The following is an 18,263-nucleotide window of genomic DNA, read 5'->3' as shown; positions in this document are numbered from 1 at the left end:
TTGGCCTCAGGGCCGCCGGAGATCAGCAGCGTTTCAGAAGGATATGGCATGGCTACAGGCACAGTTAAATGGTTCAACGCCGAAAAGGGTTTTGGCTTCATTGCCCCGGATGACGGGTCGGCCGACGTTTTCGCCCACTACTCGGCAATCGCCAGCAGCGGCTACCGCTCGCTGGATGAGAACCAGAAGGTCGAGTTCGACGTCACCCAGGGCCCGAAGGGCCCGCAGGCTGAGAACATCCGCCCGCTCTAAGTACTTCGGATAGCAGCACCGGCCAGCCGGCCGCCATGCTTTCCCCAAGACCACAAACGCCCCTCCGGAGGATTCCTCCGAGGGGCGTTTGTCGTATCCGCGTCCGGCACTAGCCTGGGCGGCTTAGACGAAGGCCGATTTCCCGGTCACGGCCCGCGCCACGATCAGGGAGTTGATCTCGTAGCTGCCCTCGTAGGTGTAAAGGATTTCGGCATCGCCGAAGAGCTTGCCCATCTCGTAGTCGGTGCTGATACCGTTGCCGCCCAGGAGGGACCGGCCCATCGCCACGGACGCCCGGGCCAGCCGGGTAGTGGTGGACTTGGCCATCGCGGCCTGGACCATCTCCAGTTTGCCGTCCTCCTGGATCCGGGCCAGCTGCGCCATCAGCGCAAGCGAGGCTGTGGCGTTGCCCAAGATTTCCGCGAGCTGCTGCTGGATGAGCTGGAACCGCGCCAGCTCCCTGCCGAACTGTTTCCGCTCCAACGAATAGGACCGCGCGACGTCGAATGCGGCCAGCTGGATGCCGGCAGCCTGCCAGCCCACCCAGGCGCGGGAATCGCGAAGCAGCTCGTTGGCCCGGGAGAAGTCCGTGGCCCCGGGCAGCAGGTTGGACGCCGGGATCCGCACCTCGTCAAGCACGATGTCCGCATTCTGCATGATCCGGAGCCCGATTTTGTTGGAAATCTTCTTGGCGGTGTAGCCGGGGCGGTCAGTCTCCACGATGAAGCCCTTGATCTGCTGGTCGGCGACATCCCGGGCCCAGACCAGAGCAAAGTCCGCGATGGTGCCGGCGCCGATCCAGCGCTTCGCACCGTTGATCACCCACTCGCCGTCCTCCAGCCGTGCGGTGGTGGCCAGGCCGCCGGCGATGTCCGAGCCGTGGTCCGGCTCGGTGAGCGCGAAGGCGCCGAGCTGCGTGAAGGCGGTGAGCCCCGGCAGCCACCGCGCCTTCTGTTCTTCCGAGCCGAGCTGGTCGATCATTCCCACAATCAGCTCGTTGTGGATGCCCACCAGGGCCGAAAGCGAGACATCTGCCCGCGCCACCTCGACGTACATCAAGCCCTTGAACAGCTTGGAGGTGCCGTCCGTCTGCAGTCCGCCCAGACCGTACTTTCCCAGCTCGGCCAGCAAACCAAACGGGAACTCCTCACGGTTCCAGTAGTCGATCGAGGCCGCCCGGACCCGGGACTGCAGGAAGTCCCGCACCTCCTGGTACCGGAGGCGTTCCTCCGCGGGCAGGAGGTCCACGACATACATCAAGTCGGCGTCCGGGAATGGCGGTGACGCCACATCTTCTGGCTTCGCCCCCGGGGGCGCCGTCCCCTTCAGCGCTGTCCCCCCCGGGGGTGTCGCCTTTCCGCTGGCACGTCCTTGTGGCTGCACGGGCATAATCCCTTCGTGGTGGGCCGCTCCGCAGCAGCCACGGCTCTTCCAAACCCTTGGATGTCCTAGTATATTGCACAGTGACGGGGATCACTAGGAAACGGCGGTTCCCGGCAACGGCGCCGGGCCACGAACGGCTGCGCCAACAAGACGTCGAAAGGTGCACCATGACCGTCACTGAGGAATTCCGCGCCGCGCGGGACAGGCTGCTCGCCCTTCGGGAGGACTACTCGGCGGCGCACAGGGAATTCCAATGGCCGCGGTTCGAGGAATTCAACTTCGCCCTCGACTGGTTCGACCAGATCGCCGCGGATCCGGCCAAGGCCGGCCGGCCGGCCCTCGTGATCGTCGAACAGGACGGCACCGCGACCCGGCGCAGCTTCGCGGAGCTGTCCCGCAGTTCCGCCCAGGCGGCCAACTGGCTGCGCAGCCAGGGAGTACGCCGCGGTGACCGGATGATCATCATGCTCGGCAACCAGGTGGAGCTCTGGGAGCTCATGCTGGCCGGTATCAAGCTTGGCATTGTCCTGATCCCCACCACCACCCTGATGGGCCCCGCCGATCTGCAGGACCGGGTGGACCGCGGCGAGGCGGACTGGGCCGCCGTCGGGAGCGCCAACATCGGCAAGTTCGCCGAGGTCCCGGGCCGCTACACGCTGATTGAGGTCGGCACAGAGGGTAAGAAACCAGGGGCGAGGGAAGCGGCGGCGCCGGCCGCCCTGCAGTACGCGGACGCCTACCGCGCCCCGTCCGACTTCATTCCCGACGCGCCCACGCTCGCGGATGAGACCCTGCTGCTCTACTTCACTTCGGGCACAACCTCCAAGGCCAAGCTGGTTGAGCACACGCACACGTCCTACCCGGTGGGCCACTTGTCCACGATGTTCTGGATCGGGCTGGAACCAGGGGATGTGCACCTCAACGTGGCCTCGCCGGGGTGGGCGAAGCACGCATGGTCCAACGTGTTCACTCCCTGGATTGCCGAGGCCTGCGTGTTCATCTACAACTACGAGCGGTTCGACGCCGGGGCCCTCATGGAGCAGATGGACCGCGAGTCAGTGACGAGTTTCTGCGCCCCGCCCACCGTCTGGCGCATGCTGATCCAGGCCGACCTGACGCAACTGAAGAACCCCCCTTTGAAGGTGGTCTCCGCCGGCGAGCCGCTCAACGCCGAAGTGATCGACCAGGTCCACCGGGCCTGGGGCCAGACCATCCGCGACGGCTTCGGCCAGACCGAATCCACGGTGCAGGTCGCCAACACGCCGGGCCAGCCGATCAAAATTGGCGCCATGGGCAAGCCGCTGCCGGGCTACGACGTCGTGCTCGTGGACCCCGCCACTGGTGAAGAGGCCGACGACGGCGAGCTGTGCCTGCGCCTCGACCCCCGCCCCGTGGGGCTCATGAAGGCGTACTACGGCGATCCCGAAAAGACGGCGGAGGCGTTCCGCGGCGGCTACTACCACACGGGGGACATGGCCAGCCGGGATGAGCGGGGCATCATCACCTATGTGGGCCGGGGCGACGACGTCTTCAAGTCCTCCGATTACCGCCTCTCCCCCTTCGAACTCGAGAGTGTCCTGATCGAGCACCCTGCGGTGGCGGAGGCCGCCGTTGTCCCGTCGCCGGACCCGCTCAAGCTGTCGGTGCCCAAGGCCTTTGTGGTTCTGGCTCCCGGGCAGCAGGCCGGCCCCGAATTGGCCGAGGACATCCTGCGGTACTGCCGCGACCATCTGGCGCCGTTCAAGCGGATCCGCCGGCTCGAGTTCACGGAGCTGCCCAAGACGATCTCTGGCAAGATCCGGCGCGTGGAACTCCGGCACAGCGAGGAACTCCGGCACGGCGGCGGCGCGGTTCCGCCCGGATTGGGCATCGAGTACTCCGAATCCGATTTCCCGGGGCTGAAAGGCTAGGCTGAAGCTCATGCCGATCGGGACGACAACCAGGGGGAGCCGTGGGAACGCCGCTGCCGCGTGATCCGATCGCCGATGCCCGGCTGAACTGGGAACGGCACGGCTGGTCCGACGTCGCCGCCCCAATGGCTGCCATCACAGCCATCATGCGTACCCAGCAGATCCTGCTCGCCCGCATCGAGGGTGCCCTCAAGCCGTTCGGGCTGACGTTCGCCCGGTATGAACTGCTGGCCCTGCTGAGCTTCGCCCGTAGCGGCGCGCTGCCGATGAACAAGGCGAGCGCGCTTCTCCAGGTCCATCCCACCTCGGTGACCAACGCCGTCGACCGGCTTCAGGTGGCCGGGCTGGTGCTCCGCTCACCGCACCCCACCGACGGACGCACCACGTTGATCGAGCTCACGCCCGAAGGACGGACGCTGGCCAAAAGGGCGACGGCGGTGCTGAACTCGGAGGTCTTCGGCCGGTCCGGCTTCGCGGACCAGGACGTCGATGAGCTGATCCGGATTTTAGGAAATTTCCGCCGGAACGCCGGCGATTTTAGCGACTGAGGAGAACACATGATTCCGGAAATCAACATCTGGGGCGTCCTGCTGGCCAGTTTGTCCAGCATGGTGGTCGGGTCCGTCTGGTACACGCCGAAGGTGTTCGGCAACTACTGGATGCGCGTCGCCAAGGTCACGCCCAGCGGGGAAGCCAGGGATGCGGTGAAGCCCATCCTGATCACGCTGGTGGTCAGCTTCATCAGCGCCTGGGTCCTTGCCGGTTCCGCGGCCATCTCGCAGAACTTCTATGGCGGAAACTTCCTGGCCAACACGCTGATCACGGCCCTGATCCTCTGGGCCGGGTTCACCGCCGCCCGGTTCATCACCCATGACGCCTTCGAAGGCCGCCCGGCCGGCCTGACCATCCTCAACTGCGCCCATGAACTGGTGACCCTGCTGGTGATGGCGCTGATCATCGGCCTCTTCGGGATCAGCGCCGCGTAACCCCGCTCCTGCCTAGCGGTGGTTGAATTCCGGCTGGCGTTTCTCGCTGAAGGCCGCCATGCCTTCCTTCTGGTCCTCGGTGGCGAAGAGCGAGTGGAATACGCGCCGCTCGAACAGCACACCCTGGGCCAGCCCGGTCTCGAAGGCCGCGTTGACGGCTTCCTTGGCCACCATCGCCACCGGCTTGGACTTGGAGGCGATCACCTCGGCGGCCTTCACTGCCTCCTCGACCACGTCCGCGGCCGGGACCACACGGGACACCAGCCCGGAGCGCTCGGCTTCCTCCGCGTCCATGAAGCGGCCGGTCAGGATCATGTCCATCGCCTTGGACTTGCCCACGGCGCGGGTCAGGCGCTGCGATCCGCCCATGCCGGGCAGGACCCCAAGGTTGATTTCCGGCTGGCCGAACTTGGCGTTGTCCCCGGCGATGATGAAGTCGCACATCATCGCGAGCTCACAGCCCCCGCCCAGCGCGAAGCCGGACACCGCCGCCACGACGGGGATCCGGAGCCGCGTGAAGTCCTCCCAGCCGCGGAACCAGTCCGCCGCGTACATGTCCATGTAGCCCTTGGACTGCATCTCCTTGATGTCCGCCCCGGCGGCAAAGGCCTTTGCGGAGCCGGTCACCACCACCGCACCCACCCCGGGGTCCGTGTCCATGGACGTCACAGCGGCCACGAGTTCGTCCATCGTGGCCTTGTTGAGCGCGTTGAGGGCCTCGGGCCGGTTGAGCGTCACCAGGCCCACCCGGCCGCGGCGCTCCACCAGGATGTTTGCGTACTGTTCCGTCATGCTTGTCCCCTATGGTTGGTCTGGATTCGAAACCGGGGTGCCGGCCCGCTAGTGCGCGGACTTGTCCCGGATGTCGGTGATGATGCCGGAGAAGTCCCGTCCGGCACCTCCTTCTGCGGCAAAAGTATCGTAAATTTCGGAGGCAAGGGGTCCCACCCGGGCGGCAACGCCGGTGCTTTCGAGGGCATTAAGCGCCAGCTTGAGGTCCTTCGCCATCAGGGCGCCGGCAAATCCGGGCTGGTAGTCGCGGTTGGCCGGGCTCGTTGGCACCGGTCCCGGTACCGGGCAGTTGGTGGTCAGCGCCCAGCATTGTCCCGAGGCCGCAGAGGCGACGTCGAACAAAGCCTGATGCGTCAGCCCCAGTTTCTCGCCGAGCACGAACGCCTCGCTGACGGCGATCATGGACACGCCCAGGATCAGGTTGTTGCAGATCTTCGCAGCCTGTCCCGCACCGTGCTCCCCGCAGTGGACCACGCGCTTTCCCATCACCTCCAGCATCGGCTTGACCGCCTCGAAGTCCGCCGGCAACGCCCCGACCATGAACGTCAGCGTGCCCGCTTCGGCCCCCACGACGCCGCCGGAAACCGGCGCGTCCACCGCGCGGTGGCCTGCGGCGAGAGCCAGTGCGGCAGCCTCGCGTGCCTCGTCCACGTTGATCGTGGAACAGTCCAGGAACAGCGTGCCGGGGGCAGCCGTCTGCAGCAGCCCGGGCTGCCCGCCGGTGCCGCGGTAGGCGTCCAGGAGGTGTTGACCGCTGGGCAGCATGGTCAGCACGACGGCGGCTCCGGCGGCGGCATCTGCGGCGGTGTCCGCTGCTGGAATGCCATGCGCCCGGGCGGCGTCCAGTGCCGCGGGAACGACGTCGAACCCGGTCACCGTGTAGCCGGCCTTGACCAGGTTGACGGCCATCGGCCCGCCCATATGGCCGAGTCCGAGGAACGCGATGGATCCAGTGCCCGGCACGATCCCGGACTGCACCGACTCCGGCTGTATCGTCCCCGACCGGGGGGTCCGGGCTGAACTTTGTCAGACAATGTCCTTCTCCTTCGAAGAAAGCTGCAGTTCACGGTCGCCCAGCGGCGCGAAGTAGGCCTCGACGTCGTCGCGGCTGACCTCCGCGAGCGTGGCCGGCTGCCAGCGCGGAGCGCGGTCCTTGTCCACCACCTGGGCCCTGATGCCTTCGCGGAAGTCCGGTCCGGCCAGGAAGCGCAGCCCCACCCGGTACTCCTGCTCCAAAGCCTCCTCGAGGCTCAGCCCGCGGACGCGGCGCAGGGATTCCAGCGTGACTTTCACGGCGGTCGGCGACTTGGCCTCGATCGTGTCCGCCGCTTCGGCGGCCTCGGCTCCGGCATCGCCGCCGAAGGCGCGCAGCCGGCGCAGGATCTCCTCTGCGTCGTCACTGGAGTAGCAGGCGTCAATCCAGCCGCTCTGCGCCGCCAGCGCCGCGGGCGGAGCGTGCTCCGTGAAGCGCCCGACGGCGGCCTCCGGCGGCTCCGTCTCCAGCGCGGCCGCCAGTTCGGACAGGCGTCCGGAGGGCACAAAGTGGTCCGCCAGCCCCAGGAACAGCGCGTCGGAGCCGCTCAAATGCGCGCCGGTCAGCGCCGCGTGCGTGCCGGACTCCCCCGGCGAGCGGCACAGCAGCAGGGTGCCGCCGACGTCGGGCGCGAAGCCGATCGTGGTCTCGGGCATGCCCATCCGGGTGCGTTGCGTGACGATCCGGACCAAACCGTGCGCCGAGATCCCCACGCCGCCGCCGAGCACCAGTCCGTCCATGAACGCCACATACGGCTTCGGGTAGGCGGAGATGAGGGCGTTCAGCCGGTACTCCTCCGCCCAGAAGTCCGCCGTGGCTGACCCGCCGCCGAGCATGTCCCGGTAGATGGCCACGATGTCGCCGCCGGCGCAGAGACCCCGCTCACCGGCTCCGCGGACCAGCACCGCGGCGACGGCGTCGTCGTCGGCCCACCGCGTGAGCTGGTTCAGCATGGCCGAGGCCATCCCCGCGGTCAGCGCATTCACGGCCTTGGGCCGGTTCAGGGTGACGATGCCAAGGTGCCCGCGCCGGTCGAACAGGACCTCAGCGGCGGGCTCGGACTCCTCCGGGACGCCCTGCTCCGCCATCAGCTTCCTTCCGGCATGATGAAACTGCTGCCGGAACGGATGCCCGAGGGCCACCGGGTGGTGACGGTCTTGGTCTTCGTGTAGAACCGGAAGGCGTCGGCGCCGTGCTGGTTGAGGTCGCCGAAGCCGGATGCCTTCCAGCCGCCGAACGTGTAGTACGCAATCGGCACGGGAATCGGGACGTTGATCCCCACCATGCCCACCTGGACCCGGCTCGCGAAGTCCCGGGCGGCGTCGCCGTCACGGGTGAAGATGGCCACGCCGTTGCCGAATTCGTGCTCGCTGCACAGCCTCAGCGCCTCGTCGTAGTCTTCGGCGCGGAGCACGCTCAGCACCGGCCCGAAAATCTCTTCCCGGTAGATCTTCATGTCCTTCGTGACGTTATCAAAGAGCGTCGGGCCCACCCAGAAGCCGCCGTCATAGCCCTCGACCTTGAGCCCGCGGCCGTCGGTCACAAGGCTGGCGCCTTCCTCGACGCCGGAGGCGATGTACCCTTCGATCCGCTCCTTGGCGGAGGGCGCCACCACCGGGCCGAAGTCCGAGTCCGCGGCGAGGGACGGTCCGACCTTGAGGTCCGCAATCCGCTCCTGCAGCTTGGCAACCAGCGCGTCGGCGGTCTTCCGGCCGACGGGCACCGCCACGGAAATCGCCATGCACCGCTCGCCGGCGGAGCCGAAGCCCGCCCCGATGAGGGCATCCGCGGCCATGTCCAGGTCCGCGTCCGGCATGATCACCATGTGGTTCTTGGCGCCGCCGAAGCATTGGGCGCGTTTTCCGTTGGCGGCCGCCGTGGCGTAGATGTACTGGGCGATCGGGGTGGACCCGACGAAGCCGATCGCCTGCACCCGGGGATCCGCCAGCAGCGCATCCACGGCTTCCTTGTCCCCGTTGACCACGTTAAAGACGCCGTCGGGCAGGCCCGCCTCGGTGAACAGCTCGGCCAGGCGGAGCGGCACGGAAGGGTCTCGTTCGGAGGGCTTGAGGATGAAGGAGTTGCCGGCGGCGAGGGCCGGGCCGGACTTCCACAGCGGGATCATGGCCGGGAAGTTGAACGGCGTGATGCCCGCGACGACGCCGAGGGGCTGGCGCATCGAGTGCACATCGATGCCGGCGCCGGCGCTGTCCGAGAATTCGCCCTTGAGCAAGTGCGGGGCGCCGGCAGCAAACTCCACCACCTCGATGCCGCGCTGGATGTCGCCCTTCGCGTCGGGGAAGGTCTTGCCGTGCTCGGAGGACAGCAGCGTGGCGAGTTCGTCCATGTTCTCGTTGACAAGATCGACGAACTTCAGCAGGATCCGCCCCCGCCGTTGCGGGTTCATCGCGTCCCATTCGAGCTGGCCCTTCTCGGCGCTGGCAATCACGTTGCGCACTTCCTCGGCGCTGGCGAGCGGCAGCCGGGCCTGGACCTCGCCCGTACAGGGATCGTAGACGTCGCTGAAGCGCCCGGACGTGCCCTCCACGCGCTGGCCGTCAATGTAGTGGGATAGTTCGCGCACCATGGTGGAATGCTCCTTTGCATGTGATCCAGATCATCTCTGCTGCTGAATATACTCGGACTTCCTACTAATTTCCAGAGAGCCGTGAACCCTTCCCCGCTTCGCCAGGGAGCCAAGTTCGGTAAGTTAGGGACTGTGAAGATTGCTACCTGGAATGTGAACTCCCTCCGTGCCCGTGCCGACCGCGTGGAGGCTTGGCTTCAGCGCACCGACTGTGACGTCCTGGCCATCCAAGAAACCAAGTGCAAGGACGACAACTTCCCGTGGGAGCTCTTCGAGAGCATGGGCTATGAGGTGGCGCACTACGGCGTGAGCCAGTGGAACGGCGTCGCGATTGCTTCCCGGGTGGGCCTTGCCGACGTCGAACGGACCTTCATCGACCAGCCGGTCTTCGGCAAGAGCGGCAAGGACGCCGTTCAGGAGGCTCGGGCCATTGGTGCCACCTGCGGCGGCATCCGGGTTTGGAGCCTTTACGTGCCCAACGGCCGCGCCCTCGACGACGAGCACATGCCCTACAAACTGGACTGGCTGGACAAGCTGAGGATGCATGCCGAGGGCTTGGTCAAGAGCGACCCGGAATCGCAGATTGCTTTGATGGGCGACTGGAACATCGCCCCGCAGGACGACGACGTCTGGGACATCGACCTTTTCCGCACCGGGGGCTTCACGCACGTCAGCCCGCCCGAGCGGGCCGCCTTCCACGCCTTCGAAGACGCCGGGTTCCAGGACGTCGTGCGTCCGCACACTCCCGGCCCCGGCGTCTACACCTACTGGGACTACACGCAACTGCGGTTCCCGAAAAAGGAAGGCATGCGGATCGACTTCGTCCTGGCCTCCCCAGCCCTTGCCGCGCGCGTCACCGGCGCAGCGATTGACCGCGAGGAGCGCAAAGGCAAGGGCGCCTCGGATCACGCCCCGGTCATCGTCGAGCTGAGCGATTGATGACTTCCGACCACGGGAGCGCTGTGCGCCGATGACGGGAAGCCTCTACCGCGGCCAGGCCGGGCTGCCATTCACGTCCGCCCTGCGGATCTATGAGCCGCTGGAAGCCTTCCCGGCTGAGCAGCAGGATGCCCTCCGGACGTCCGGAGCCCGGAAGGATTCCCGCGCAGCGGTGGAAAACGCCGAGCTTCTTGCTTCCCTCGGACGGATCACCCGCGCCGGCGGAGACCCCTTCCCAACCGGACGGACAGATCTGGTTCGCATTGTCCCCGCGCCGCCCGCTAACGACGCGCACCACCCGGCAGCGCCGTCCGGAACCACCGCAGAGCCTGCCGGCACTGATCCCGCCGGCGCGGAGCCGATGGGCGCAGGCACGCCGGACCGGCTCTTGTATTGCCCCAGCCAGCTGGTGCTCCGCGCCGGGCTGGCGGCAAACGCCCTGATGGAAGGCATCCACGGTCCGTTGGCGCAGCTGCTGATCCCGGAGGAGCAGCGGGACAAGCACCAGGAACGCATCGACGAAGTGCGCTCGCATGCGGGGCTGGGCCGCGTGCACACCCGGGCCTCGACCTGGGGAATCCCGTTCAGCTGGTTCTGCCTGTTCCAGGAATCCGACTCCACGGACGTGGTTGAAGCCGAGGGGCACATCGTCACTGTGCGGATCCGCGCCACCATCGCCGAAGCGTTGGAACGGGTCCGGTATGCGGTGGCTCATCTGTCCGTAGCCGCACCGGACCTGGACATGCTCGAGGACCTGATCCAGCTCACCGAGTGGCTGGAGCTCTTCCACCCGGAGTCGGTGGTGGAACTCGACTACGGTGCGGTGGCGGACAAGGTCTACCCGGATGACTCGCCGCTTGATGTAAGGCTGGGCATCGAATGCCTCGCCGAGGGCGACATGACCGGCGCGGCCGCGGCGTACCGCCGGCTGGCTTCACGCTGGATCCCCATCCGCCAGCTGGCGCGCGCCTCCTGACAGGGTTCAGCCCCTGAACGCCTTACGGTAAGCCCTGGGGCGTCGTCCTCCCGGGCGGGCTAGGAACCGGACCGTGGCGGCGCCGTCGTCCGCCGGACAATCAGCCGGTGCGGCGCTACGGTGGAGCGGACCGCTCCGGCCGTCCCGTCAAGTTCGTCCAGCAGCATTTTCGTCCCCAGTTCGGCCTGTTCATCGGGGCGCTGCCCTACCGTCGTAAGTCCCATGGCTTCCGAGAAGTCGTGGTCGTCAATCCCGATCACGGACAAGTCCTCCGGGACCCGGACCCCGACGCGGTTCGCCTCGAAGATCACTCCCATGGCCATCTCGTCGGAAGCGCAGAAGATTGCTGTCGGCTTCGGGCCGGGGCGGTCCCAGAGCCGGTTAAACGCGTCCTGGCCGCTGCGGACGGTGAAGTCGCCCCACTCGTCCCACTCCGGACGCACAGCCAGCCGCGCTTCCGCCATCATTTCCTGGAATGCCTTGATCCGGACCCGCGGAACGTCGAAGTTCAGGTCGGTCTCGTCGTCGCCGTGCAGCAAGGCAATGTCCTTGTGCCCGAGACCAATGAGGTGGCGCACCGCCGTTGCGGCGGCCGCAAAGTCGTCAATGCCGATGTAGGGGCATTCCTCCACGTGGCCGCCCACCACAATGAGGGGGATGTCGATCTTCTGGAGGTGCTCAATCTCCTCATGCGACAGGGCCATACAAAGGACCAGCAGCGCATCGATCTGTTTGTACACCATGGTCTTGCTGAAGAGCCGCTCGCGGTTGCTTCCGTGGCCGCCGAGGTTGAACAGGGAGAGGTTGTACTGGCGCGCGTGCAGTTCCCGGTCCGCACCCTCGATTGCCTTGGAGAAGAACCAGCGGCTGACGAACGGCGCCAGCACACCGATGGTCCGGGTCCGTCCGGTGGCCAGTCCCGACGCGGACGACGACGCCACGTAGCCCAGGGATTCCGCGATGACCAGGATCTTTTCCCGGGTGGCCGGGGAAACCCTCGGCAAGCCCCGGACGGCCCGGGACACTGTGGCGGTGGAAACTCCGGCCGCGGCGGCGACGTCCTCGATACTGACGCCGGCATGGCCGCCGCGCTGCGCTCTGTCTGTTGTCCGTGCCACCGTGTTTCCCTTGTTCACTGTCTGCGCGGGCCTCGCGGCCCGCGCAGAGCTGCCTTCGCTAGCCTCTCCCCAACGGCAACTGTCGATCGCGCCTCAGCTGCGCCGGGTCGCGGTCCTCTGGGGCAGCCGACGGCGCAGCCGGATCATTCCGTACAGGGCGAGCACTGCCGCGAGCAGGCCGAGCGCCCAGCCAAGGGCTGGCTGGGCGGTCACCTCCATCCAGACGGTGACCGCCAGCAGTACCAGCGCCCAGAACCCGAGGAGTCCGATGATGATGTCGAAGTCCTCCCCCGAGCGCACCCGACGGTGCTCGCTGCGCACGAGGCCATGGTTCGGCTTTCCGCTCATTGCTCTGCCGTCACTTGACCGCGCCGGCGGTCAGACCCGCGACGATCTTGCGCTGGAAGACCAGCACCAGGATCACCAGCGGAATGGTGACGATGGTTCCTGCAGCCATGATGGCGGTGTACGGAATCTGCTGGGGCTGGGCCCCGGCAAAGTTGGCAATTGCCACCGTCACGGGCTGCGTTTGATCGTTGGAGAGCTGGCTGGCAATCAGGAACTCATTCCAGGACGAGATGAAGGCCAGGATTGCGGTGGTGAAGATGGCCGGTGCCGCGAGCGGCATGATGACCTTGCGGAAGGCCTGCCCCTGGGTGCAGCCGTCCACGCGGGCCGCTTCCTCCAGTTCCCACGGCATTTCCCGGAAGAACGAGGTCATGGTGTAGACCGTCAGCGGGAGCACGAAGGAAATGTTGGGAATGATCAGCGCCTGGTAGGTGCCGATCCAGCCGATGTTGGTGAACAGCTGGAACAGCGGGGTGATGAGGGCGACGCCGGGGAACATGGATGCTCCCAGAATGAAACCCAGCACCAGGTACTTGAAGCGGAAGTTCAACCGCGCCAAGGCGTAGGCCGCGAAGACGCCAATCACCAGTGAGATCACCGTGACTGTCACACCGATGAACACGCTGTTCAGCAGCGCCTGGCCGAACCTGTTGCCGAACGAGGTATCGAAGGCAGTGATGAAGTTGTCCAGCGTTACGTGCGTGGGCAGGATCGACGTGTCGTAGGTAAAGCCCACGTTGCGGAACGCGGTGACCACCATCCAGTACGCCGGTGCGAGGCACCAGATCAGGATGACGGCAGCACTGATGTAGGTGCGCCCCTGTGCCCACTTCTCGCGGTTTTGGGCTGCCTTCCGGCCTTGGTCCTGCCTGGCCCGGAGTTCGGTCGCGGCGGTCATTTCTTCCCCTTACCTGCGCCGGTCTGCTGCTCCACTACGTTCGCTCCAAGGAACCGGACGAAGATGAAAGCCACGACAAAGATGATGATGAACGTGATGGTGGACAAGGCGGCGGCTGCATTGAAGCCTTGCCTGATCTGGTTGATCACCAGGATGGAAAGCGTGGTGGTGTTGTTGGAACCTTCCGTCAAGATGTACGGAAGGTCGAACATGCGCAGTGCATCCAGGGTACGGAAGAGGACGGCGACCATGAGCGCGGGCTTGACCAGCGGCAGGGTAATCATCCGGAACCGCTGCCATGCAGAGGCGCCGTCCACCTTGGCCGCTTCGTAGACCTCGGCAGGAATCATCTGCAGGCCGGCAAGGATCAACAGCGCCATGAACGGCGTCGTCTTCCAGGTGTCGGCGATGATGACCGCCCACTTGGCCGGCCACTCGCTGCCAGTCCACAAGATGGTGGTGTTGAACAGTTTGTTGGCGATGCCCTCGAAAGCGAAGATGAACAGCCAGAGCTGGGCCGTGACGGCGGTGGGGATAGCCCAGGGAACCAGGACGGCGGCTCGGACAAGGCTACGGCCCTTGAAGGTCCGGGCCATGATGAGCGCCATCCAGAAACCGAGAATTGTCTCCAGCGTCACGGTGACAATGGTGAAGAAAAAGGTAGTTGCGGTCGCTGACCAGAACTGCGCGCCCAGTGTTCCGGGAGGGCAGGCGACAGTTCCGCCGCCGGGAGCGGCGCACTGCTGGGCGATCCAGTTAACGTAGTTCTGCACGCCTGCGGGTCCGCCGGCGGTGAACAGACCCGTGACAGGGTCAAGTCCGGCATCCTTCTGGAACGACATCACGATGGCGCTGATGATCGGGTAGACGATCACGATGGCGAGCGCGATGATCGTCGGCGCTAGGAGCCATGAGGCCCAGCGGCCCTGGCTCGCAATGCGGTTATCCTCCCCGACGCCCTTGGGCGCGTGGTGGATCGGGGTCCCGCCCGACGCCGGTTCCTTGACCGGCGTCGGGCCCAATTCGGTTGCCATGATGAAGCTACTGTCCCGCGCTAGCGGACTCGATGGACTTCTGCATGTCAGACAGGGCCGTATCTACGGTCTTCTCGCCCTTGATCGCTGAGTATGCATTTTCCTGGATGGCCTTGGTGACGGCCGGGTAGAACGGGGTAACGGGACGCGGGACGGCGTTCTCGATCGAGGTCTTCAGCACCGGGAGGTACGGCAGCTTCGAAACGAGTGTCTGGTCGTCATAGAGTGCGCCGAGAACCGGGGCGAGCGAGCCCTGGGTCGCGTAGAACTTCTGGGTTTCCTCGGAGGTGAGGAACGTCAGGAAGTCCTTGGCCGTGGCCTTGTTCTTCGAGTAAACGCTCATGCCGGCGCTGTGACCGCCGAGGGTCGATGCGCCGGGGCCGTCCACGCCCGGAAGGGCAGCCATGCCGAGGACGTCCTTGACCTTCGAGGAGCCTTCGGTCACCGCGAGGTTGTACACGTACGGCCAGTTGCGGTGGAACAGCAGCTTGCCGTCCTGGAAGGCCTGGCGGCCCTGCTCCTCCTGGAAGGTAATGCCTTCCTTCGGGATGTTGCCGTCAGCGTACGCCTTGGCCAGGTTTTCGAGGCCAGCCTTGGCCTCGGCGGTGTTCAGGTTCGGCTTGCCGTCCTTGTCCAGCACGGAACCGCCGGCCGAGTTGATGGCTTCCGAGGCGTTGACCGTGAGGCCCTCGTACTTTGCGTACTGGCCCGCGAAGCAGCCGATGTTGTTCGCCTGGGCGATGGAGCACATCTGCATCATCTCGTCCCACGTCTTGGGCGCCGTGGGTACGAGGTCCTTGCGGTAGTACAGGATGCCGCCGTCGGAGTTCTGCGGTGCGGCGTACAAGGTGCCCTTGTAGGAGGCGCTGTCAACGGTCGGCTTCAACATCTTCGAGGTGTCAAGCGCCATCTTGTCCTTGAGCGGCTGGAGCCAGCCCTTGGCCGCGAACTCGGCCGTCCATACAACGTCGACGCTGACGACGTCGTAGTTGGCGTTCTTGGCCTGGAAGTTCTGGACGAGGTCATCGTGCTGCTGGTCGGCCTGGTCGGTCTGCTCCTTGAACGTGACCTTCTCGTTCGGGTGCGCGGCATTCCACTTTTCGATCAGCGGGCGGACGACGTTGCTGTTGTCCTTGCCCTGAACGTAGGTGATGGGACCGCGGCCGTCGAGGCCTTGCTCCGCGTCGCCGCCGGCGGCGGGCGCGCTACCGCCACCGCCCCCACCGCCACAGGCGGAAAGGGTCAGGGCCAAAACGCCTGCTGTGGCTACGGGAAGTAGGAATTTGGGGGTTTTCATACTGGGGGGCTCTCCTCGCTGAGTACCGGTAAAAATGCGGTGCAGTTGATGTGGTGACCATCACAGTAGTAAACGCTCGGTTAGGAATGCAAGCGTTTACATGTCGCTTTATCAAAAGGATACGCCACCCGCGAGCCTTGAAAACCGCGCCATCACGGCGTTTTCGGCCCGCATTGGCCGGTCCGCCCCGGCCCGGAACGTTATCGGAACTTAACCAACCTCACCGAACGCGCTCTGCCCGGCCAAACCGGGACCGCGCTCCGGAGCTGATGTGGATGAGCACCGGGGTGCGTTTGCCGACTACAACATCGAGCGCTTCGACGAGGGCTGAGACCTCGGCCGCAAGCGTGTGCGGGGCCACGCCCTGGCGTGGCTGCACCCGGATCTTAAGGGCCGGTTCGCCGCGGAGCTCATAGGTGGCAACGGTGGCTCCGGCGAGGTCCGGCCGATCGGCCAGTGCCGCGCGCAGGGCCTGCTCCGCGACGCCGCCGCCGATCCGGACGATTCCCGGCACCTCGCCGGGATCTTCTTCGGCCACCAGCAGGCTGGCGCGGCCCTTGCCCTGCTGGGCCGCCCAGGCCACCATTGCACCCATCACGGCCAGAAGCAGCACGGCCAGGACCAGCCACAGCCAGCTCTCCTGCTGGCCGGGGACGCGGGTTCGGGCGAAGAGGTCCTGCCAGTTGCTCCAGGCGCCGGCCGACCACGTCCGCCACCAGGTGCCGACCGCCGGAACGGTGGCCAGCAGCACCAGCAGCGTGCCCAGGAAAATCAGAACCAGGCCGAGGATGCCGATCAGGACGCGGTTGAGGATTCTTGGAGTACTGTTCATGCGCCGATGACTCCCCCGGAGGCCACGTTGATGCGGACATCCGGCACCGGTGTTGGCCCCATTTCCCTTAGTTCCTCCTGCACCGCCGCCAGGACAGCCTCCGCATGCAGCGGGACTCCGGAGGTCGGGCGGACATTGACGAGTACATGGTTCCTCGAAACGATGACCATCACCTGCTCCTGCGTCACGTTGGCGGCGAGCCGAGCGCGGCGCGCCAGTGCGGATGCAATCACTTCGTCGTCGACGACGACGGCGGCACGGCGGTCCCACAGCAGGTGGCGCGCCCTTCGGCCCGGCAGCACGGCGTTGAAAAAGAAGTACAGGCCGACCATCACCAGCACCGCGCCAAGGGCGCCAAGCAGAAGTGGCGGGACCCCGGCCGGGAGCGCCACGATCTGTTCCGCCGCGGCCTCGGGGTCCACGAGCCACGGCGGCTGGCCAATAGCGCGCACTGCTGTCTCCAGGAGCGCATAGCCGCACAGCACGATCACGAGCACCGCGGCGATGACAGCGGCCACCGCGCGCGAGGACCGGGTCTCGCGCTTCAGGATCCGCTCCATCCCGGCGGCACCGTTCCCTGGGTCCGCGGACGCGACGTCGCTGCCCGGGTTCCGGCGCTCCGTGGCATGGCTCATCGGACCCGCCCTCCTTCGCTGACGCTGGCTCCGCTGATCAGAATGTCCACCCGGCTGAGGCGCGCGCCGCTGAGCTCGGTCACGCGGCCGAGGATGGCCGCCTTGGCGGCCACTGTCCGGTCCCAGATGGAGCCCCCGAAACCCGCCACCCGACCGGGGTCCCGGAGGACTGCCGCCAGCGAGGGCACCGTGATCGGGGTGACGAGGGACAAGGCCAGCAGGCCGTCGTCGTCGGACCATTCGGCCCGGACCTCGTGGGGCGCAACGCCGAGGGCCTCGGCTGCTGCGGCGCGCGCCAGACTGGTCAGGGCCTGAGTGTTGATTCGGTTGTGGCCGGCAAGTTCCCGGCCGTGGACTGCCACCCCGGCCGTGCTGCTCATGAGGAGGAACGCCGGCCTGTCAGGGCATCGAGCACGCCGCGCAGGTCCAGTTTCCCTTCCGCTGCGCGCCCCAGCAGGGCGCCGATGCCCATGAACAGCAGGGAACCCAGGAACCCCCAGGCGCCAAACTGGAAGGACATGAACGCCACGAAGGCGCCGACTGCGATCCCTACAACGGTCAGATTCACTGGATTGCCTCCCTGGTAGGCCTGGCCTCACCGGCGACGGGCGGCTTCACCGGACCGGGCACGTAGACGTCATGGATCTCGATGTTGACCTCAATAACCTGCAGCCCGACAAGTTCTTCAACGGCTGCGTAGACGGCAACCCGAATCTGGTCCGCCAGGGGATGAAGGGGTGTGCCGTAGACGGCCACGAGATCAATATCGACGGCCACTTGGGTTTCGCCGACTTCGGCCCGCACACCGGCGGCGTGGTCCGCACCGCCGACCGCATCGCGGATCGCACCGAGGGCGCGGGACGGTCCTGATCCAAGGGAGTAGACGCCGGGAACCGAGCGGGCAGCGATTCCGGCGACCTTTGCGACGGCCGCCTCGGAAATGACGGTCCGGCCTCCACCCGTTGGTGCGGTCATGGGCAGCTCGGGCACAGAGCCCGCTCTGGGCTGGGAATTCTGGTATTCCATGAGGCACTCCCCCCTTCTCTTTGACACCACCCTAGCCCCTGCCGGCGGCAACAGGGCTGCGTGCCGCCGATGGAAAAGCCGGGGATAACGCGATCCGGTCCCGGGCAACGACAAAACCCCGCAACTCCCCTGTAAACGCTGGGAACGGCGGGGTTGTAGGCGCTGGACAGAGGATCATTCGAAGACGCGGGCGGGTGTCAGGCGGCGATGGCCCAAC

The 18,263-nt window shown here is 66.3% G+C and carries 21 protein-coding genes; 6 read left to right on the top strand and 15 right to left on the bottom strand.

The genetic code is table 11. The features are described 5' to 3' along the window. Window positions 1-48: 48 nt before the first annotated feature. Window positions 49-252: a cold-shock protein gene (locus OM977_RS01850; RefSeq protein WP_013599688.1), complete on the top strand. Its 204-nt coding sequence runs from the start codon at window positions 49-51 to the stop codon at window positions 250-252. Between the two features lie 123 nt (window positions 253-375). Here the strand turns inward: OM977_RS01850 and OM977_RS01845 are convergent, their stop codons facing one another. Then, window positions 376-1,509 (bottom strand): acyl-CoA dehydrogenase family protein, encoded by a 1,134-nt coding sequence (locus OM977_RS01845; RefSeq protein WP_264357513.1) that lies wholly within the window; start codon window positions 1,507-1,509, stop codon window positions 376-378. A gap of 293 nt (window positions 1,510-1,802) precedes the next feature. Between OM977_RS01845 and OM977_RS01840 the strand changes: the two genes are divergently transcribed. Genes OM977_RS01840 through OM977_RS01830 form a run of 3 tightly spaced genes read left to right on the top strand, consistent with a single transcriptional unit; the run spans window position 1,803 to window position 4,531 of the window. Then, the gene (locus OM977_RS01840) at window positions 1,803-3,545 is read left to right on the top strand and encodes an AMP-binding protein (protein WP_264355864.1); all 1,743 of its coding nucleotides are present in this window, start codon (window positions 1,803-1,805) and stop codon (window positions 3,543-3,545) included. A gap of 41 nt (window positions 3,546-3,586) precedes the next feature. Then, window positions 3,587-4,093 carry a MarR family winged helix-turn-helix transcriptional regulator gene (locus OM977_RS01835; RefSeq protein WP_264355863.1) on the top strand — a complete coding sequence of 169 codons (507 nt, stop codon included), beginning with the start codon at window positions 3,587-3,589 and terminating at the stop codon, window positions 4,091-4,093. Between the two features lie 9 nt (window positions 4,094-4,102). Continuing rightward, the gene (locus OM977_RS01830; RefSeq protein WP_264355862.1) at window positions 4,103-4,531 is read left to right on the top strand and encodes a DUF1761 domain-containing protein; all 429 of its coding nucleotides are present in this window, start codon (window positions 4,103-4,105) and stop codon (window positions 4,529-4,531) included. 12 nt (window positions 4,532-4,543) lie between these two features. Here OM977_RS01830 and OM977_RS01825 read toward each other — a convergent pair whose 3' ends face one another. From OM977_RS01825 to OM977_RS01810, 4 genes are all read right to left on the bottom strand, one after another. After that, entirely contained in the window at window positions 4,544-5,323 is a 780-nt protein-coding gene (locus OM977_RS01825) for an enoyl-CoA hydratase (protein WP_264355861.1), read from the bottom strand. A gap of 48 nt (window positions 5,324-5,371) precedes the next feature. Next, window positions 5,372-6,244: a 3-hydroxyisobutyrate dehydrogenase gene (gene mmsB / locus OM977_RS01820; RefSeq protein ID WP_264357512.1), complete on the bottom strand. Its 873-nt coding sequence runs from the start codon at window positions 6,242-6,244 to the stop codon at window positions 5,372-5,374. 105 nt (window positions 6,245-6,349) lie between these two features. Continuing rightward, on the bottom strand, window positions 6,350-7,444 hold the full coding sequence (locus OM977_RS01815) for an enoyl-CoA hydratase/isomerase family protein (RefSeq protein ID WP_264355860.1): 1,095 nt from the start codon (window positions 7,442-7,444) through the stop codon (window positions 6,350-6,352). Next, window positions 7,444-8,943, bottom strand: a complete 1,500-nt coding sequence (locus tag OM977_RS01810; RefSeq protein ID WP_264355859.1) for a CoA-acylating methylmalonate-semialdehyde dehydrogenase — start codon at window positions 8,941-8,943, stop codon at window positions 7,444-7,446. The genes OM977_RS01815 and OM977_RS01810 overlap by 1 nt, the downstream gene beginning before the upstream one ends. 132 nt (window positions 8,944-9,075) lie before the next feature. Between OM977_RS01810 and OM977_RS01805 the strand changes: the two genes are divergently transcribed. Both OM977_RS01805 and OM977_RS01800 read left to right on the top strand, forming a co-directional pair. Then, window positions 9,076-9,882: an exodeoxyribonuclease III gene (locus OM977_RS01805; RefSeq protein ID WP_264355858.1), complete on the top strand. Its 807-nt coding sequence runs from the start codon at window positions 9,076-9,078 to the stop codon at window positions 9,880-9,882. 31 nt (window positions 9,883-9,913) lie between these two features. After that, entirely contained in the window at window positions 9,914-10,858 is a 945-nt protein-coding gene (locus OM977_RS01800; protein WP_264355857.1) for a hypothetical protein, read from the top strand. 59 nt (window positions 10,859-10,917) lie between these two features. On the opposite strand, the gene OM977_RS01795 is transcribed toward OM977_RS01800, so the two are convergent. The 10 genes from OM977_RS01795 to OM977_RS01750 all read right to left on the bottom strand — a co-directional run bounded on the left by OM977_RS01795 (window position 10,918) and on the right by OM977_RS01750 (window position 18,046). Further along, window positions 10,918-11,976, bottom strand: coding sequence for a LacI family DNA-binding transcriptional regulator (locus OM977_RS01795; protein WP_264355856.1), 1,059 nt, complete (start codon window positions 11,974-11,976; stop codon window positions 10,918-10,920). A gap of 93 nt (window positions 11,977-12,069) precedes the next feature. Next, window positions 12,070-12,324 carry a hypothetical protein gene (locus OM977_RS01790; protein ID WP_264355855.1) on the bottom strand — a complete coding sequence of 85 codons (255 nt, stop codon included), beginning with the start codon at window positions 12,322-12,324 and terminating at the stop codon, window positions 12,070-12,072. 10 nt (window positions 12,325-12,334) lie between these two features. Continuing rightward, window positions 12,335-13,222 carry a carbohydrate ABC transporter permease gene (locus tag OM977_RS01785; RefSeq protein WP_264355854.1) on the bottom strand — a complete coding sequence of 296 codons (888 nt, stop codon included), beginning with the start codon at window positions 13,220-13,222 and terminating at the stop codon, window positions 12,335-12,337. Continuing rightward, a complete protein-coding gene (locus OM977_RS01780) occupies window positions 13,219-14,256 on the bottom strand; it encodes a carbohydrate ABC transporter permease (protein WP_264355853.1) in 1,038 nt (345 codons plus the stop codon). The genes OM977_RS01785 and OM977_RS01780 overlap by 4 nt, the downstream gene beginning before the upstream one ends. A gap of 7 nt (window positions 14,257-14,263) precedes the next feature. Beyond that, complete coding sequence (locus OM977_RS01775) at window positions 14,264-15,553, bottom strand: ABC transporter substrate-binding protein (protein ID WP_264355852.1); 1,290 nt, start codon at window positions 15,551-15,553, stop codon at window positions 14,264-14,266. A 220-nt stretch (window positions 15,554-15,773) separates the two neighbouring features. Further along, window positions 15,774-16,385 (bottom strand): hypothetical protein, encoded by a 612-nt coding sequence (locus OM977_RS01770; RefSeq protein ID WP_264355851.1) that lies wholly within the window; start codon window positions 16,383-16,385, stop codon window positions 15,774-15,776. Next, window positions 16,382-17,020: a DUF6286 domain-containing protein gene (locus tag OM977_RS01765; protein WP_442960683.1), complete on the bottom strand. Its 639-nt coding sequence runs from the start codon at window positions 17,018-17,020 to the stop codon at window positions 16,382-16,384. Before OM977_RS01765 ends, OM977_RS01770 begins: the two co-directional genes overlap by 4 nt. Beyond that, the gene (locus tag OM977_RS01760) at window positions 17,017-17,400 is read right to left on the bottom strand and encodes a hypothetical protein (protein WP_264355850.1); all 384 of its coding nucleotides are present in this window, start codon (window positions 17,398-17,400) and stop codon (window positions 17,017-17,019) included. The genes OM977_RS01765 and OM977_RS01760 overlap by 4 nt, the downstream gene beginning before the upstream one ends. Next, a complete protein-coding gene (locus OM977_RS01755; RefSeq protein ID WP_264355849.1) occupies window positions 17,397-17,588 on the bottom strand; it encodes a hypothetical protein in 192 nt (63 codons plus the stop codon). The genes OM977_RS01760 and OM977_RS01755 overlap by 4 nt, the downstream gene beginning before the upstream one ends. Then, on the bottom strand, window positions 17,585-18,046 hold the full coding sequence (locus OM977_RS01750; protein ID WP_264355848.1) for an Asp23/Gls24 family envelope stress response protein: 462 nt from the start codon (window positions 18,044-18,046) through the stop codon (window positions 17,585-17,587). Before OM977_RS01750 ends, OM977_RS01755 begins: the two co-directional genes overlap by 4 nt. Window positions 18,047-18,263 lie beyond the last annotated feature (217 nt).

This window comes from Pseudarthrobacter sp. MM222, assembly GCF_947090775.1.
Lineage (GTDB): Bacteria > Actinomycetota > Actinomycetes > Actinomycetales > Micrococcaceae > Arthrobacter.
Note: the sequence above shows the minus strand (reverse complement) of the source record. Positions and strands in the feature narration are given on the sequence as shown.

What these genes read in the sequence shown, in the direction of transcription:
- OM977_RS01850 (WP_013599688.1), top strand. Translation starts at nt 49, where the DNA reads ATGGCTACAGGCACAGTTAAATGGTTCAACGCCGAAAAGGGTTTTGGC.
- OM977_RS01840 (WP_264355864.1), top strand. Translation starts at nt 1,803, where the DNA reads ATGACCGTCACTGAGGAATTCCGCGCCGCGCGGGACAGGCTGCTCGCC.
- OM977_RS01830 (WP_264355862.1), top strand. Translation starts at nt 4,103, where the DNA reads ATGATTCCGGAAATCAACATCTGGGGCGTCCTGCTGGCCAGTTTGTCC.
- OM977_RS01810 (WP_264355859.1), bottom strand. Translation starts at nt 8,943, where the DNA reads ATGGTGCGCGAACTATCCCACTACATTGACGGCCAGCGCGTGGAGGGC.
- OM977_RS01845 (WP_264357513.1), bottom strand. Translation starts at nt 1,509, where the DNA reads ATGTATGTCGTGGACCTCCTGCCCGCGGAGGAACGCCTCCGGTACCAG.
- OM977_RS01815 (WP_264355860.1), bottom strand. Translation starts at nt 7,444, where the DNA reads ATGGCGGAGCAGGGCGTCCCGGAGGAGTCCGAGCCCGCCGCTGAGGTC.
- OM977_RS01790 (WP_264355855.1), bottom strand. Translation starts at nt 12,324, where the DNA reads ATGAGCGGAAAGCCGAACCATGGCCTCGTGCGCAGCGAGCACCGTCGG.
- OM977_RS01800 (WP_264355857.1), top strand. Translation starts at nt 9,914, where the DNA reads ATGACGGGAAGCCTCTACCGCGGCCAGGCCGGGCTGCCATTCACGTCC.
- OM977_RS01760 (WP_264355850.1), bottom strand. Translation starts at nt 17,400, where the DNA reads ATGAGCAGCACGGCCGGGGTGGCAGTCCACGGCCGGGAACTTGCCGGC.
- OM977_RS01785 (WP_264355854.1), bottom strand. Translation starts at nt 13,222, where the DNA reads ATGACCGCCGCGACCGAACTCCGGGCCAGGCAGGACCAAGGCCGGAAG.
- OM977_RS01825 (WP_264355861.1), bottom strand. Translation starts at nt 5,323, where the DNA reads ATGACGGAACAGTACGCAAACATCCTGGTGGAGCGCCGCGGCCGGGTG.
- OM977_RS01765 (WP_442960683.1), bottom strand. Translation starts at nt 17,020, where the DNA reads ATGAGCCATGCCACGGAGCGCCGGAACCCGGGCAGCGACGTCGCGTCC.
- OM977_RS01770 (WP_264355851.1), bottom strand. Translation starts at nt 16,385, where the DNA reads ATGAACAGTACTCCAAGAATCCTCAACCGCGTCCTGATCGGCATCCTC.
- mmsB (WP_264357512.1), bottom strand. Translation starts at nt 6,244, where the DNA reads ATGGGCGGGCCGATGGCCGTCAACCTGGTCAAGGCCGGCTACACGGTG.
- OM977_RS01775 (WP_264355852.1), bottom strand. Translation starts at nt 15,553, where the DNA reads ATGAAAACCCCCAAATTCCTACTTCCCGTAGCCACAGCAGGCGTTTTG.
- OM977_RS01780 (WP_264355853.1), bottom strand. Translation starts at nt 14,256, where the DNA reads ATGGCAACCGAATTGGGCCCGACGCCGGTCAAGGAACCGGCGTCGGGC.
- OM977_RS01750 (WP_264355848.1), bottom strand. Translation starts at nt 18,046, where the DNA reads ATGGAATACCAGAATTCCCAGCCCAGAGCGGGCTCTGTGCCCGAGCTG.